Below are 14,537 nucleotides of genomic sequence, written 5' to 3'. Positions count from 1 at the left end.
GCGCGATCAAGCCTTGGTCGCGGCCGCGTCCGGTTCGGGCGCCAGACGGGTCATGGCGTCCTGCGTGTCGTCGACGGCGAGTTCGACGAGCATGCGCATGGCCGCCGACGCGCCGTCGACATCCCCTGCGCTGATCGCGTCGAACACGCGCGCGTGATCCGGGATCGGATCGCGGGGGAGTGCACGGGTTCGCTGCTTGAAAAGCGTGGTCCAGGCCACCGCCGCGCCGATGGAGGCGCTGATCACCACGAACGCATCGTTGTTGGTCGCGCGCAGCAGCGCATCGTGAAAGTCGCGGTCGGCGGCGCGTCCTTCAGGCGTCGCCAGCGAATGGCGCCGCATGCCGTTCAGGGCGTCGCGCATCCGCTTGATGTCGGCCTTGTCGCGGCGACCGGCGGCGAGGGCGGCGGCGGCCGGTTCGATCACCAGGCGCAGTTCGAACAGGCTGCGGACCAGCCGGGCGTCCGGTTCCCCATTGAAGGCCCAGCCGAGCACCTCGGGATCAAGGAGGTTCCAGCGTTCGCGGGGCAGGACGCGTGTCCCGGTCTTCGGGCGGCTTTCAACGAGGCCCTTCGCAGCGAGCGCCTGCATCGCTTCGCGATAAGCGCTTCGGGACACCTGCAGAGCCTCCGCCGCCGCGATCTCCCCGGGCAGGATGTCGCCGGGCTGGTACTCGCCGGAAAGAATGGCCGTGCCCAGCCGGTTGGCGACGGCGCCGCGCAGCCGCCGCCCGGGGCTGCGGGTGCGTGCCGACCGGTCGCCTTCAACGGTCGTGGCTATGGCGTCGTCATTCATTGACGGGATCAAGGCCATGGCGCGTGGCAAGTCAATCGTCATCGCCGGCCCGGCACCGGACCGGCGCCGCCGTCAGCGCAGCAATGCGGCATTTCCCCAGGTCACAGGAGACGGCGCGAGCGTCGCCCCGTCAGCAGAGCGCGCGACCAGCTCGACGATCCGACGCCCGGCGACATCGGCCGCGAGCCGAGCGGCGGGATCGCCAAAGCCCATCGGCTCAGACCGTGCCAGCAGAACGCCGTCGCCCCACACCTCGAAGGTGACCGGGGACGAACCCTGACGGCCGGAATCGTTGACGCCGACGTCCGCTTCGAAGGCGCGAAAGCCGCTGTTGCGCACTTCCAGGCGTGAATTGGCAAGAATGCCGATGCCCGTGTCGAACGCGCGCCCGGCGATCCTCAGCAGCTTGCGATAAGGCGCACGGTCTGCGTCCGCGCCGCCCCAGCCGGCATATTGGGCGTGCTCGCCGGACCCCCGCGTCCCCATCCAGGGCGTGATCGACCTCTCGATGGTCGGATCAGCCTCTGGCTGGGGCACGCCGTCCTCGGCCGGGTTTACGGAGCCGGGCATCTCCGACAGGTAGAGGCCGCCGGGCAGTCGGCGCGTGCCCGATGCGCGGAACACGCGCGTCTCGTGCGGTGCCAGCTCCAGCGGGAGCTCGCCGCGGAAGCTCTGCTGCCGACCGGACCAGAGATCGCGCAGCGCGACATCGGCGTCAGGACGCAGCTTCAGCTGATCGGCGGAGACAAGCGCCTGCACCGGCGATGCCGTGCGGTTGAAGAGCGCCACCGCCTTCGACCCATCGGCAAGCATCTTCACGAACCCCTGGACCTGATCGGAATCATAAGCGAGCACGGCCTGGTTGCCGGCCGCATCCTGGTTGAGCGCGACGAGTTCCGCATTGCCGAAGACCGCGCGGAGGGCCGGTGTCATGCGGCGAAGGTCGTAGCCGATGATCAGCGGTGCATTGAGCATCGCCCAGAGCGAGAAGTGCGAGCGTGCCTGCGTCAGATGCCGGTCGTCAAAGTCGCCGGTCCCCACGAACAGCATGTCCGGATCGTTCCAGGCGCCCGGCCCGGCATAGAGCGCCCGCGTGACCACGGTATCCAGGTTGGTGAGCATCCGGGCCCAGCTCGGCTGGATGTCGTCGCTGGTGCGCGACATGTTGCCGACGTCCTTGCCCCATTGCCGCACGTCGGCGGCACCCCACAGGCAGATAGAGTAGACATAGGGCCGGCCGCGGCTGTGGGTGCGGATCGCCTCCCCAACCTCCTGGTAGAGCGCGCGCACGGCCGCAACATCGGTGACGCCGAGCGACTGCATGTCCACAAGCGGCGTCAGCGCCCGGTACATGCCGGAGCGGACGTGCGGCGCATCGGCGGGAAGGCCGCGGATGCCGCAGCCGTCGACCTTGATGAAGTCGAAGTTCCAGTCGGCGAAGAACAGCCGGATGTCGCGATCAACATGGCCGTAGAGACCGACCTCGCGCTCCGCCACGGTGCCTTCGGGCTGGTTGCTGAAATCGGGCGTGTAGATCTGCCCGCAGCTGTTGCGGCCGATATCCGAATAGATCCCGGCCTTCAGCCCCATCGCGTGCAGCCGATCGGTGAGCGGCCGGAAGCTCGGATCCGCCCCGATCGCAGCCGAGGGGAAGCGGTCGGTGCGGATGATCAGCCGGCCGTCCGCCCGCCGGCGCAGCCACCAGCCATCGTCGATGTTGACGTACCGATAGCCGAGCGAGGCGAGGCCGGAGTCCACCAGCGCCTGGGCGGAGGCGAGGATCTTCTCCTCGTCGATGTCGCTGTTAAAGGCGTTCCACGATGCCCAGCCCATCGGCGGCAAAGGCGCCTGACCCGCAGTGTTCGCGCTCCAGCGCCCGGTCGGCGCGAGCGGATCGGCGGCAGCGGCAGCAGGCACGCTCATCACCGCCAACGACGCGCCGAGAAGCGCGTGAAGCAGGGCCCTCATGCCGGGCGCTCAGCGGACCGGCACGTCGAACGTGCCGACCGGAAGCAGCGCATCATCGCTGAGGTTGGTGCTGGGTGCATCGCCAAAGGCGTAGCGGACATGGGTGACGGGGCGGCCGTCGCCGGGCAGGAACACGTCCGATCCCTGCACCCGTCCGCTGGCCCAACGGCAGCTTCCCGCTTCGGCGCCGCACAGTTCAAAGCCGATCGCGACCGCGGCGCTGCGCGGGTGAAGCGCGCCGTCGACGCCTTCGAAGCGCAGGCGGACACCGTCGCCCTCGGCGAACGCGCTCGCGATCGCGGGGCCGGCGCGGCTGGCGGCGCCGGCCATCGCCGCCGTCATCGCGCGGGCGAGGCGAAGGCCAACCTGATATTTCTCGCCGGGATGGATGTCGGTAAAGTCGCCGATGTCATGCGTTACCGCGAGCCCGCCATGAGCGTCTTCCGCCGCGACCCGGCGCTGCGCGTCGCGTACGATGCCCCAGCCGCTGTCCGACGGCGTCGCCGGTGGCGTGCCGTAGGCGGACAGCTGTGCAACCGCAAAGGCGGTCTGCGGCGTGCCGAAGCGCTGCCGCCAGTCGGCGATCAGCGCCGTCAGACGTCGGTCATAACCCGGGAGGCCGGTATCCGATTCCCCCTGATACCAGGCGATGCCCGCGATGCGCGTCGAGCGCAGCGGCGCGATCATCGCGTTGAAGAGCGTGCCGGCGCCGTTGATGTCTCCCCACGGCGTGCGCGGGGCGGCACCGGGCACGGGGCGAGCGACGGCATAGCGCCAGCCGTCGCCCAGCCGAACCGATGAGCCGTCCGCAAATGTCAGCTGCATCGCCTCCGCCGGGCCAAGCATGCCGCCGTTTGCGTACACGTCGTCGACGTTCACGGTGACGGTGTTGGTGCCGGGGCGCAGCGTGCCGGGCGGAAGCGCGTAGACGCGCAGTTCCGAGGCAAGGCTGCTGCCGCCGACCGCGACGCCGTTGACCCAGCTCTGGTCGGCATCGTCGATGCGGCCGAGCGAGAGCACGGCCGGGCCACGCGCCTGCGCCGCACTCACCTGCACCTCACGCTGAAACCAGAGCATGCCGTTGAAGGTCGCAAGGGCAGGGACGCCCCAGCCTTCGAAGTTGGTGATCGCGGGCACGGGCTGCCAATCGAGCGCGGCACCCGGCTGCCACGGCTCCGCACCGTCGCGATCGCCGGTGCGATCGCGCCACCACTCCTCCCACGTCGCCAGTGCGCGCTGCCGCGCGGCGGCGGGATCGCGCGCGAACAGCGCGATCAGGTCGGCATCGGCGCCCAAGCCGCCCGTGCGCAGGGCAGGATCGCTCATCCAGGCGCTGATCCGGGATCCGCCCCAGCTCGAATGGATCGCGCCCACCGGGACGCCCGATCGACGGCGCAGATCCTGCGCCATGTAGAAACACGCGGCCGAGAAGCCGGGGATGCTGTCCGGACCCGCAAGCTGCCAGCGCGGCTGCTGGGCAAACCGCTCCTGCGGAGCCACGGCCGTCGCCTTCTGGATGGTCACGAGCCGAAGACCGGGATCGACGGGCGCGTTGGCGGCGGCGATCATCGACTGCGCGTCGCTGACGCTCATCTCCATGTTGCTCTGGCCGGAGCACAGGAAGAGGTCGCCGACCATGACATCGTCAACGACAAGCGCGCCGCTGGGTGCGGCGACCGTTAGCGTGTAGGGCCCCCCCGCGGCCATTGCTGGCAGGCGCGCTTCGAAGCGGCCGCGGCGGTCCGCGGTCGCCTGCGCGCTGCTGCCGCCGAAGTTGACGAGGACGGTCTCGCCGGGCTGCGCATCGCCGCTGACGGTCAGCGGCTGATCGCGCTGAACCAGCGCGTGGTCACCGAACAGCCCGTCGAGGCGCGGCGCGGCGAGGGCGGGTGCGGCCGTTACCAGCAGCGCCGCGGCCACTGCAACGGTGCGTCCGGTGTACCGGACAGCGGCACGCATCATATCGGTTGCATCCCATGTTCGGCGATCTTGTTGAGCAGATCGCGGTGCCGCGGAAGCGCGCTCATCATCCGCGCCGTCTGCGCCTTGTTGTCGCGCCATGCCCGCCGCGCGAGCTCCGCTTCCGCATCATGGGCGCCGGGCAGCGCGGCCGTCCGGTGTCCCATGCCGTAGAGGACATATTGATAGCTGGCGGCCGGGAACACCTCCTCGGCTCGGTCGAACTCATCGTGCAGCCATGGCGATTGGTATCGCCACAGCTCCATCAGGTCGCGCAGGCGATCGGGGATCGTCTCCGGCCGCTGATTGTCCCGCCAGAAGTCGCTGTCGGTGCGCCGGGTGAGCGAATAATGCAGCTTCAGGAAATCAACGATGCGGCCCCAGCGATAATGGCTGGTTTCGTTGTACCGGCGCGCGACGACGTCCATCACCTCGCGACAGGCGGGCATCTGCTCCGCGATCATCTTGGCGGACAGCTCGATCAGGACGATCGCGGATGCCTCGAGGGGTTCGAGGAAACCCGCCGCCAGGCCCACCGCGACGACGTTGTTCTTCCAAAAGGTCTCCCGGTGCCCGGACCGGATCGGGATGCGGCGCACGGTGAGGCCGTCCGCCTTTGGGCCGATATAGGCGCGCAGCTCGCGCTCGGCCTCGTCTGCGGAGATATGGCTGCTTGAAAACACATGGCCGACGCCGCGGCGGGTGGGCAGGCCGATGTCCCAGATCCATCCGGCCGTCTGCGCGGTCGAGATCGTGTGGCAGGCGACGGGGTCGGTCGGGTCGTCATGGGGGACCTGCACGGCCAGCGCCGTGTCGCAGAACAGCGTGTCGGTCAGTGAGCGGAACGGCACCTTCATCGCCCCGTCGATCAGCAGCGCCTTGAACCCCGTGCAATCGATGAACAGGTCGCCCTCGATCATGCCCGCCTGCGCCGTGTCGACGGCGGCGACGTCGCCATTGTCGGCCATCCGCACGTCCGTCACGTCGGCGAGGACATGGCGGACGCCAAGCGTGTCGCAGCAGTGCGCCTGCAGGAAGCTGGAGAACTTCCCGGCATCCAGATGGTAGGCGTAGTTGGCCGGCCCCTCATATTCCGGGGTGGCGATCGTCTTGGGCGCCAGCCCCTCATCGCAGAGCCGCCCTTGCGGCGTCACGGCGTCGCAGAAGCTGCCGCTCGCGTCGAGCAGCCAATGCGGCACCAGGTTCAGGCGCGCGAACCCGTGCGGCAGCATCAGCGGGTGGTAGTAGCCGTCATCCACCGCACCGGTTGTCCAGCGGTTGAAGCGCGCGCCCTGCTTGAAGGCGGCATCGCATTGCCGGAAGAAGTCGGTTTCGGACACGCCGATGGTGCGCAGCGTCGTGCGCAGCGTCGGCCATGTGCCTTCGCCGACGCCGATGATGGGGACGTTCGGCGATTCGATCAGGGTAACGGAAAAGCCGTGCGGCTGCCGCCCGCGATGGCGCGCGGCGATCACTCCGGCTGTCAGCCAGCCGGCGGTTCCGCCCCCGACGATGACGATGTTGTTGACCGGTTTCATGTCACCCGATCGTGATCAAAAAAGAGGCGAGGTGCAATCGCGTCGCACCCCGCCTCAGGGAGGAACCTCAGTAGCGGGCGCGGATGCCCAGCGTGTAGCGGCGACCATAGTCGAACACATCGAGCAGCTGGTTCGAGAAGCGGCCGTGCGTGCTCTGCTGGTTGTTGTTGATGTTCAGGATTTCACCAAACACGCTGAAGTTCTCGTTGAAGTCGTAGCTGGAGCTCAGGTCGACCTGGAAGCTCTGGTCCACGAAGGTCGGCTCGGCACCGAACGATCCCGTGTTCTGGTTCTGGCCGAACTGCAGCAGATACTCGTCGCGCCAGTTGAGCGCGGCGCGGATCTGGAAGCCGTCCTTGTCGTAGAAACCGACGAAGTTGGCGGAGTTGGCCAGGCCCGTCACCGCAAAGCCGGTCTGCGAAATATCCGAGGAATCGTAGGGACGGTTGGTGTCGACGAAGGTGGCGTTGGCCTGGAAGCCGAAGCCGGAGTCGCCGAACACGTTCTGCCAGGCGATTTCAACGCCGCGCACCGTGGCGTCCGGTCCGTTCACCTGCTGCGTCACCGCAAAGACGGCGGGCTGTCCGGTGGTCGGATCGATAACCCCGTTGATCTGCTGGTTGGTCACGCCGCCGACGATGAAGTTGCTGACGTTCTTCAGGAAGGCGTTCACCGACAGATACGAGTTGCGCTGGTAATACCATTCCAGCGCGACATCGAAGTTGTCTGCGAGATAGGGCAGCAGGTTGGGGTTGCCGCCCGCGGCGCTGAGCGCACCCACGCGCTGGCCGGTGCCGACGTTGAGCTGCGGGTAGAGCAGGTTGAGCGTCGGGCGGGTGAGGGTGCGCGACGCGCTGAACCGCGCCAGCAGCTCCGGCGTGATCTCAAGCCGGGCATCGAGGCTCGGCAGCAGGTAGTTGTAGTTCGACCGCGACTGCAGCGCCTGCGGGTCGGACAAGACCACCGTCAGCAGCGTCGGATCCGCCGTGCTGGGCAGGATCTGGATCGGCACCGTGCCGTTGCCATTGGCCGTGATGTGCGTGTTCTCGTTTCGCACGCCGGCGCTGAAGAAGAACGGCATGCCGGCGATGTCGGCTTCGAAGTTGACGCGCAGGAACAGCGACCAGGTTTCTTCAGTGATGTCGCGGATGCTGCCGGCATCCAGCGCCTGGTCGAACGTCCCGGTTAAGCCCCTGACCTCGTTATAGTTGAAGCCGGGGATGTTCTGCGTCTGCGGATTGCCGAGGCTGGTCAGATATTGCTGATAGGCAACCGGGCTGAAGACGAACACCGACGGCGGCAGCGACCCGTTGAAGCCGGGGATGAAGTCGTTGAGGCCGATGCTGCCGGAATAGAGGTTGGCCGGCAGCGGCGCGATGCCGGTGGTGCGGCCCGATGGCGCCCCGTAGCCGGCATAGGCCTGCCAGAAGTTGTTCACGAAGGTGCTGAAGTTCGCGAACTCGAACTTGTCGCGATAATATTGGCCGCCGAACCGGATGGTCAGGTTGTCCTGCTGCCACTGGCCGGTAGCGCGGAACTGCCACAGCTCGTCCGTGTTGCGCTGCGTCTGGTTGACGGTGACGTGCGATCCGATGAGGGCCGTGTTCGCCCAGTTTGCGGCGTTGCCGGCGGGACCAAAATTCCCGAGCGACGGGAATGCGCCGCTGCTGTCGCCGTCAACGGTGAAGCGCACGTTGCTGCCGAGCGCGCCGCCATAGCCGATGTCGGCGTTGAGGCTGCCGATCACGTCGCCGGGGTTGAGCTGGCTCTTGGCATAGGCGCCGTCGACGTCGAAGCTGAAGCTGTCCGACAGCTCGTAGCGTGCGTTGAGGCCGATCTGGTTGGTTTCCAGGATCTGCTTGTTGAGCGCTGAGGTGAAATCGGTGGGCGTGCCGACCTGCGTGAAGTCGACAGCGGTGCCGTTCTCATCCAGCGAGACGTTGCGCAGGTCGGTCTGGTTGAACCAGACGCCGAACGCATAGTTGTTCGACGTGATCTCCTGGCGTGAGTAATTGTCATCCAGGGTGATCATCAGCCCGTCGGTGGGCTGCCACTGCAGCGCGATGCGGGCGTCGATGCGCTCGTCGTCGACGCGCTGCTGCTCCGCGCCATATTGCTGCGGGAACCAGCCCGGGATCGTGCGCTGGTTCGAGGCCGGAACCGACGGATCAAGCGTCGCGGCCGTCGGCGCGCAGGTGGCGGCGGTGCTGCCGGCGAGCTGGCACGGCGCGAAGTTGCCGCCCGGCCAGCCGCTCACATAGACGCGGTTCGTGTCGGTATCCCGGCGGGTGTAGATGACGTTGGCGAGCACGCCGAACTGGTCATTCCACGTGTTGCTGACCAGCAGGCCGACCGTGGGGACCACGTTGCCGGCCCGATCCTGGATCGATCCCGAGGCGGTCGCGGCCGCGCGGAAGCCGGGGCGGTCGAAGGGCTTGGGGAACTGAATGTCGACAGTCGCGCCGATCGAGTTGGACGACAGCGTGACGTCTGGCGTCTTCAGGACGCTCAACTGCCCGATGAAGTCGACGCCGACAGTGCTGAAGTCGATCTGGCGCCCGCCGGTCGCGCTTGAAATGCGGCGCCCGTCATAGAGCGTGGTGTTGAAGTCGCCGCCGAAACCGCGAACCGTGATGCCGGTCGGCTCGCCGCGCGATCCGCTGCGCTGGATGGAGACACCGGGAAGCCGCTGCAGCGATGCCGCAACGTTCGAATCCGGGAACTTGCCGATGTCCTCGGCCGAGATCACGTCCACCACGCCGGCGGAGTTGCGCTTGATGTCGAGGTTGCGCTGGAGCGATCCGCGCAGACCGGTGATGACGATGTCCTGCGTCGGATCGTCGCTGTAGGTGCCGGCCGGTCCGGGCTGGCTCTGCGTATCGGTGGTGACGCCGGGATCGGCGGGGTTGGGCGCGGTCTGCGTGGTGGCCTGCTGCGCGCTGTCGGCCAGGTCCGGCGCGTCGGCCGCGAGCGACGGCGATGCCCACGCGAGCGCCACAAGGCTGGTCGCGCAGCCGAAACGCCGCCCGAGCCCCGAGGTGGCGCACGCACGACGATTGATCCTCGAAGAACGCATCCCTTCAATCCCCCTCCAAGCCGCCTCATTGTTCGAGGCTGGCGTTTGCCGACGACCTGCGTCGCCGGTCTTCTGGACAGCCAGGCTGCTCAGAAGGTAGCGCTCACACTATGCCGCAGCAAATCCGATTGCAAGCATTTGTCGGAGTTACTCGGCCCAGGTTGGCATGCCGTTCGTCGCATGCCATGCTGATCGCAACGAAATAACGGGGAGTGAGCAGAGGCCATGGCGCTCGAACTGCTGGAGAGAACGCGTCATTCCGGGCTCCGCATCGACATCGGCAATGCCGGCGATCGCCATTTCGTCCAGCTGGTCGTCGACGAGTTTCTGCCCGCCTCGCTCGACTATCCCATCCTGTTCACCAAGCATCCGCAATCCGGCGCCTTTTATCCCGGGGCCGTGATGGGGCTTGAAGCCGGGAGGAACCTGCTGACGCAGGGAGGGCGGCTTTCCGGTTATCGCCCCGCCGATCTCGTCCGGCAGGGCGTCTTCCTGACCGCGGACGGGATCGCCGTCGATCCGGAAGATCCGGTGTGGTCACCGGCCGGCGACCCCTTGTTCGATCCGCAGGGGGAAGCCACCGCCGCGTTGAAGCGCGTGCAGGCGGCGATGCATATGCTGAAGACCGGGCTGCCGGAAACGGAAGCCTTCATCGCGCGGCTTCTCGCCAATCAGCTGCTCGAACCGATCGACATCGCGCTCGACTTCGATGACGGCGGGCGACTGCGGCTCAACGGCCTTTATTCGATCAGCCTGGATCGGCTTCACGCCTTGTCGGACGCGGCCGCGCTCGCCTTCTTCCGGCAGGGCGACCTGCAGCTCATCTATGCACAGACCAATTCTGTGCGTCACCTTCGAAGGCTGGCGGCGATCCGCAATGCCCGGCTGCTGGAGGGCCAATGACGCAGGAGGTGCCGGTCGTCGAGGCCGATGCGCTGCGGAGCGACGCGGCCTTTCGCGAACAGGTGATGGTGCCCGGACGGCCGGTGGTTCTTGCCGGCGCGGCGCGCGAATGGCCGCTCCTGAAGGGCGGCCAAGCGGGCGTTCTCGATGCGCTGCGTACCCATGATGCCGGCAATGTGGCGGAGCTGTTCGTGGGGAAACCGGCGATCGCGGGCCGCTTCCACTATGGCGACGGGCCGCAGGGCTTCAACTTCGATCGCGAGGCGGTGCCCTTCGCCGAAGCGCTTGAGCGGATCAGCGCGACGGCGGGCCAAGCCGGCGCGGACAGCCTCTACATGGGGTCGCTGCCGGCGGAACGTTACCTGCCGGGGATCGAGACGCTCACCGCTTTGCCTTTCCTGCCCGCCGGCGTGCGCCCGCGCATCTGGATCGGCCATGCGTCCCAGGTCGCGTGCCATTACGACGTTCTGGACAATGTCGCCTGCGTGGCCGCGGGGCGGCGGCGCTTCACCCTGTATCCGCCGGAAGCGATCCGGGACCTCTACGTCGGGCCGATCGACCATACGATGGCCGGGCAGCCGGTCAGCCTTGCGGCGGACAGTGCGCCGGGGGACGAGCGCTATCCCCGGTTCGAGCGTGTTCGGGATCGCGCGATGGTGGTGGAACTCGGCCCCGGCGATGCGATCTACATCCCCAAGCTCTGGTGGCATAAGGTCGAGGCGCTGGAGCCGCTGAACGTCCTCGCCAATTTCTGGTGGGACGGGTTCGCCGCGGGGCCCGACCAGCCCTACGCCGCCATGCTGCTGGCCATGATCGCGATTGCCGAGCGGCCCCCGGCGGAGCGGATGGCCTGGCGCGCCTGGTTCGACCATTATGCCTTTCGCCCCAACGGTCATCCGCTGGCCTTCCTGCCGGAAAGCGAACGCGGCGTGCTCGGGCCCTTGGCCGACGGAAACTATCAGCGGCTTCGCGTCTCCATCATGCGGATGCTGCGCGGCGCCTGACGATCACCAGTCGAAGGCGTCGACTTCCGTGCGACGCGCAACCAGATGGATGTCGGCGACAAGCGTGAGCGGCGCGAGGTCCATATCCACCTCGCGCGCCGGCACGATCTCGGCGAAGCGGCGATAGAGCCCGGCATATTCGCCGTGCAGCGCGTCCGCGACGGACAGGCTGTCGCCGTTGATCGACAGCGCCGCGCCCCCGTCGGACAGAAGCAGGTCGCCATCGTTTGTACGGACGGCGATGTCCCAGCGCTGGCGGCCCCGTTGCAGGAAATCGAGCCGCGCATGAACCGGTGCGCCCGCCGCGGTCCGCAGAGAGACGTCGGCGGCGATCGCAGCGCCCCGGTTCGACGGCACGTCGATCGCTGCGCCTTCGACGAACAAGGCCTGCGGCAGGATCTGGGTCGCGATCGACAGCGCGTTGATCGCAGGGTCGAACACGCCGAAGCCGCCGGGTTCGAAGATCCAGTCCTGACCCGGATGCCACTGCCGGACATCTTCCGCCCAGATAATTGAGGCATCGAGGACCTGTCGGTCGGCAAGCCAGACGCGCGCGGGTTCAACCGCCGGTGCGTGGCGCGAGTGCCAGCTTGCGAACAGGCCGGTGCCCCGCGCGCGGGCATGATCGCGAAGGGCAATCGCCTCCGAAACCGTTGCGGCAGGAGGCTTTTCCAGGAAGACGGCCCAGCCTTGGTCGATCGCGCTGTGCGCGATGGCGCGGCGCACCTGCGGCGGGGTGCACAGGGAGACAGCGTCGACGGCGACGCCGCTGGCTGCAAGTGCCTCCAGCGACGCAAAGGCCGGCAGGTCATCCACGCTGCCGCCCGACGTGCTGACCGTCGCGACCAGCTGAAAGACCGGATCCTGTTGGATGGTCGGCACATGCTGATCGCGTGCGATCTTGCCCATTCCAACGAGGGCGATGCGGATCGGCGTGGTCACAGTGCGGTGACTTCGACGGTGTCGTGAGGCGCGATTGCCAGGCTGTTGCGCAGCGGCAGCCGGAAGGGCGGCGCCGCGATCTCGAACCGGTCGCCCGCCTGCGCCCGGATGCCATCGGCGAAGGACAAGGTGGCCGTGCCGAAGAAGTGGACGTGGATGTCGCCCGGACGGCGAAACTGCGCATATTTGAAGTGGTGCGCCTCCAGGTTGCGGAGGTGGTGCGACATGTTGGCTTCGCCAGTCCAGAACGGCTTTTCCCAGATCACGTCCTCGCCGCGCCGCAGCCTGCTGGTGCCGCGGATGTCGGCGGGCGGATCGCCCAGCAGCAGCTCCGCCCCGATCGCGGCAGGGCGCAGCTTGGAATGTGCAAGCCACAGATAGTTGTGGCGTTCGGTGACATGGTCGCTGAATTCATTGGCAAGCGCGATCCCGAGGCGGCGCGGGCGTCCGGCATCGTCGATCAGGTAGATGCCGGCGAGTTCGGGCTCCTCGCCGCCATCCTGCGCAAAGGCCGGCGAGGCGAGCGGCTGTTCCGGGCCGGTCAGCTGCTGCCCGTCACCCTTGTAGAACCATTCGGGCTGCTGCCCGGTGCGGCCGGGAGCGGGCTTTCCGCCCTCGACCCCCTCCAGAAACATCCGCATCGAATCGGTCTGCTGCGCCGCGTCGATCGCGGCCTTGTGCATCTTGTCCCGCCCCTCGGCCGAGCCGAGGTGGGTGAGGCCGGTGCCCGACATGATCAGCCGCGCCGTGTCCGGGTGATCGATGGACGACAGCAGGGTCCCGGCGGCGAGCGCCTCGTCCAGGTCGATCCGGTCTGCAGAGCGCCGCTGCCGGGCCGCGTCGGCGAGCGTCACGCCGTCCTTCAGCGCGGCCTGCGCGAGCTCAAGCGTGGTGGACGGCCCGTCGATGAAGACGGCCTCGTCGCCGTCCGCCAGGATGACGCGGCGCCGGCCGTCGGCGTCGCGGTGTTGAAGCAGGCGTGTGCTGGTCAAGGCGGGCTCCTGGGGAGGAAAGGGCGGGGGCGCCTGTGCGCTCAGCCGCGCGCCGGCTCGTCGGCCAACGCGGACGGCGAGGGGCGGGCGCCCCACAGGGCATAGAAGAGCACGTAGAGCTCGCACGCCGCCGTCAGCAGGAAGGACAGCTGCAGCCCATAGGCGTCGGCGATCATGCCCTGAACGAAGACGAGTGCGCCGCCCGCGATCGCCATGATCAGCAGGCCGGAGCCTTCCTCCGTCAGCGGGCCGAGGCCGCGGATCGCCAGGGTGAAGATCGTCGGGAACATGATGGAGTGGAAAAACCCGACGAGGATCAGCGACCACATGGCGGTCGGCCCGTCCGCGAACACCGTCACCAGCATCACCAGGAAGGCACCGATCGAGAACACGGCAAGCACGGTTTCCGCCCGGATGCGCTGCATGAGCGCCGCCCCCAGGAAACGCCCGACCATCATCCCGCCCCACAGGAGAGTGAGATAGTGGCCTGCACGTTCATTGGTCATGTTGCCGATGTCCGGGCGGCTGACGAAGTTCACGAACAGGTTGCCGACGCCGATCTCGGCGATGAGGTAGATGAAGATCGCCGGCACGCCGAGAACGAGGTTGCGGTGCCGCCAGAGCGAGTGGCCGCGGCGTTCCTCCTTGGCGAGGCGGCTGGTCGCCTGACCCATCGCCGGCAGCGGAAAGCGCGCGATGATGATCGCAAGCACGATCAGCACGGCCGCCACGATGCCATAGGGAAGGATCACCGATTGCGCGTCCGCGATGCGCTCCGCTTCCGTCAGGATCGTGCCCTGCGCGGCGGTGCCGCCCCTGGACCGGCCGAGGATGAGGTAGGCGCCGAACAGCGGGGCCAGCATCGTACCGGCCGAGTTCATGGCCTGGACGAGGTTCAGGCGCGACGACGCGGTCTCCTCCGGCCCGACCACGGCGACATACGGGTTCGCCGCCACCTGAAGAAGCGTGATGCCGCTGGCGATCACGAACAGCATGAACAGCGTGACGCCATAGGACGGAAGCCAGGCCGCCAGCATCATTCCACCTGAGCCCGCCGCCATGATTAGCAGGCCGCACACGAGCGACCGTTGATAGCCGATCCGCTCGATGAGCTTGGCCGAGGGCAAGGAGGCAAAGAAATAGGCGATGAACCAGACGCTCTCGATCAGCGTGGCCTCGAAATAGCTGAGGTCGAAAACGCTTCTGAGATGCGGCAGCAGGGTGCCGTTGATGACGGTAATGAAGCCCCACATGAAGAACAGCGACGCAAGCAGCGTCAGTGCCGAACGGTAGGTCGCCGCCGGCCGTGCCGAAGCAGCGGCACCCGCGACGGAGGCTGTTGGACCCGCCATCCGATTCT

General features: G+C 67.6%; 10 protein-coding genes. 2 read left to right on the top strand and 8 right to left on the bottom strand.

Annotation, left to right across the window (positions count from 1 at the left end; genetic code table 11):
- Positions 1 to 6: 6 nt before the first annotated feature.
- The 5 genes from GGR88_RS08090 to GGR88_RS08070 form a co-directional block, all read right to left on the bottom strand.
- Positions 7 to 795 carry a FadR/GntR family transcriptional regulator gene (locus tag GGR88_RS08090; RefSeq protein ID WP_167954017.1) on the bottom strand — a complete coding sequence of 263 codons (789 nt, stop codon included), beginning with the start codon at positions 793 to 795 and terminating at the stop codon, positions 7 to 9.
- A 72-nt stretch (positions 796 to 867) separates the two neighbouring features.
- Positions 868 to 2,763 (bottom strand): NPCBM/NEW2 domain-containing protein, encoded by a 1,896-nt coding sequence (locus GGR88_RS08085; protein ID WP_167954016.1) that lies wholly within the window; start codon positions 2,761 to 2,763, stop codon positions 868 to 870.
- Positions 2,764 to 2,772: 9 nt separating this feature from the next.
- Positions 2,773 to 4,725 (bottom strand): sialate O-acetylesterase, encoded by a 1,953-nt coding sequence (locus tag GGR88_RS08080; protein WP_342449749.1) that lies wholly within the window; start codon positions 4,723 to 4,725, stop codon positions 2,773 to 2,775.
- The gene (locus GGR88_RS08075; protein ID WP_167954015.1) at positions 4,722 to 6,260 is read right to left on the bottom strand and encodes a tryptophan halogenase family protein; all 1,539 of its coding nucleotides are present in this window, start codon (positions 6,258 to 6,260) and stop codon (positions 4,722 to 4,724) included. Before GGR88_RS08075 ends, GGR88_RS08080 begins: the two co-directional genes overlap by 4 nt.
- Positions 6,261 to 6,327: 67 nt before the next feature.
- A complete protein-coding gene (locus GGR88_RS08070; RefSeq protein WP_167954014.1) occupies positions 6,328 to 9,336 on the bottom strand; it encodes a TonB-dependent receptor in 3,009 nt (1,002 codons plus the stop codon).
- 225 nt (positions 9,337 to 9,561) lie between these two features.
- On the opposite strand from GGR88_RS08070, the gene GGR88_RS08065 reads away from it, so the two are divergent.
- Together GGR88_RS08065 and GGR88_RS08060 are read left to right on the top strand one after the other, a co-directional pair.
- The gene (locus GGR88_RS08065) at positions 9,562 to 10,239 is read left to right on the top strand and encodes a SapC family protein (RefSeq protein WP_167954013.1); all 678 of its coding nucleotides are present in this window, start codon (positions 9,562 to 9,564) and stop codon (positions 10,237 to 10,239) included.
- On the top strand, positions 10,236 to 11,243 hold the full coding sequence (locus GGR88_RS08060) for a cupin-like domain-containing protein (protein WP_167954012.1): 1,008 nt from the start codon (positions 10,236 to 10,238) through the stop codon (positions 11,241 to 11,243). The genes GGR88_RS08065 and GGR88_RS08060 overlap by 4 nt, the downstream gene beginning before the upstream one ends.
- A gap of 3 nt (positions 11,244 to 11,246) precedes the next feature.
- Here GGR88_RS08060 and GGR88_RS08055 read toward each other — a convergent pair whose 3' ends face one another.
- Genes GGR88_RS08055 through GGR88_RS08045 form a run of 3 tightly spaced genes read right to left on the bottom strand, consistent with a single transcriptional unit; the run spans position 11,247 to position 14,529 of the window.
- A complete protein-coding gene (locus tag GGR88_RS08055; protein ID WP_167954011.1) occupies positions 11,247 to 12,185 on the bottom strand; it encodes a Gfo/Idh/MocA family oxidoreductase in 939 nt (312 codons plus the stop codon).
- Complete coding sequence (araD1, locus tag GGR88_RS08050; RefSeq protein ID WP_167954010.1) at positions 12,182 to 13,177, bottom strand: AraD1 family protein; 996 nt, start codon at positions 13,175 to 13,177, stop codon at positions 12,182 to 12,184. The genes GGR88_RS08055 and araD1 overlap by 4 nt, the downstream gene beginning before the upstream one ends.
- A gap of 41 nt (positions 13,178 to 13,218) precedes the next feature.
- Complete coding sequence (locus tag GGR88_RS08045) at positions 13,219 to 14,529, bottom strand: sugar MFS transporter (RefSeq protein ID WP_167954009.1); 1,311 nt, start codon at positions 14,527 to 14,529, stop codon at positions 13,219 to 13,221.
- Positions 14,530 to 14,537 lie beyond the last annotated feature (8 nt).

Origin of the sequence: Sphingomonas jejuensis (assembly GCF_011927695.1) — a bacterium.
Taxonomy (GTDB): domain Bacteria; phylum Pseudomonadota; class Alphaproteobacteria; order Sphingomonadales; family Sphingomonadaceae; genus Sphingomonas_K; species Sphingomonas_K jejuensis.
This window is presented reverse-complemented; position numbering and strand designations above follow the sequence as displayed.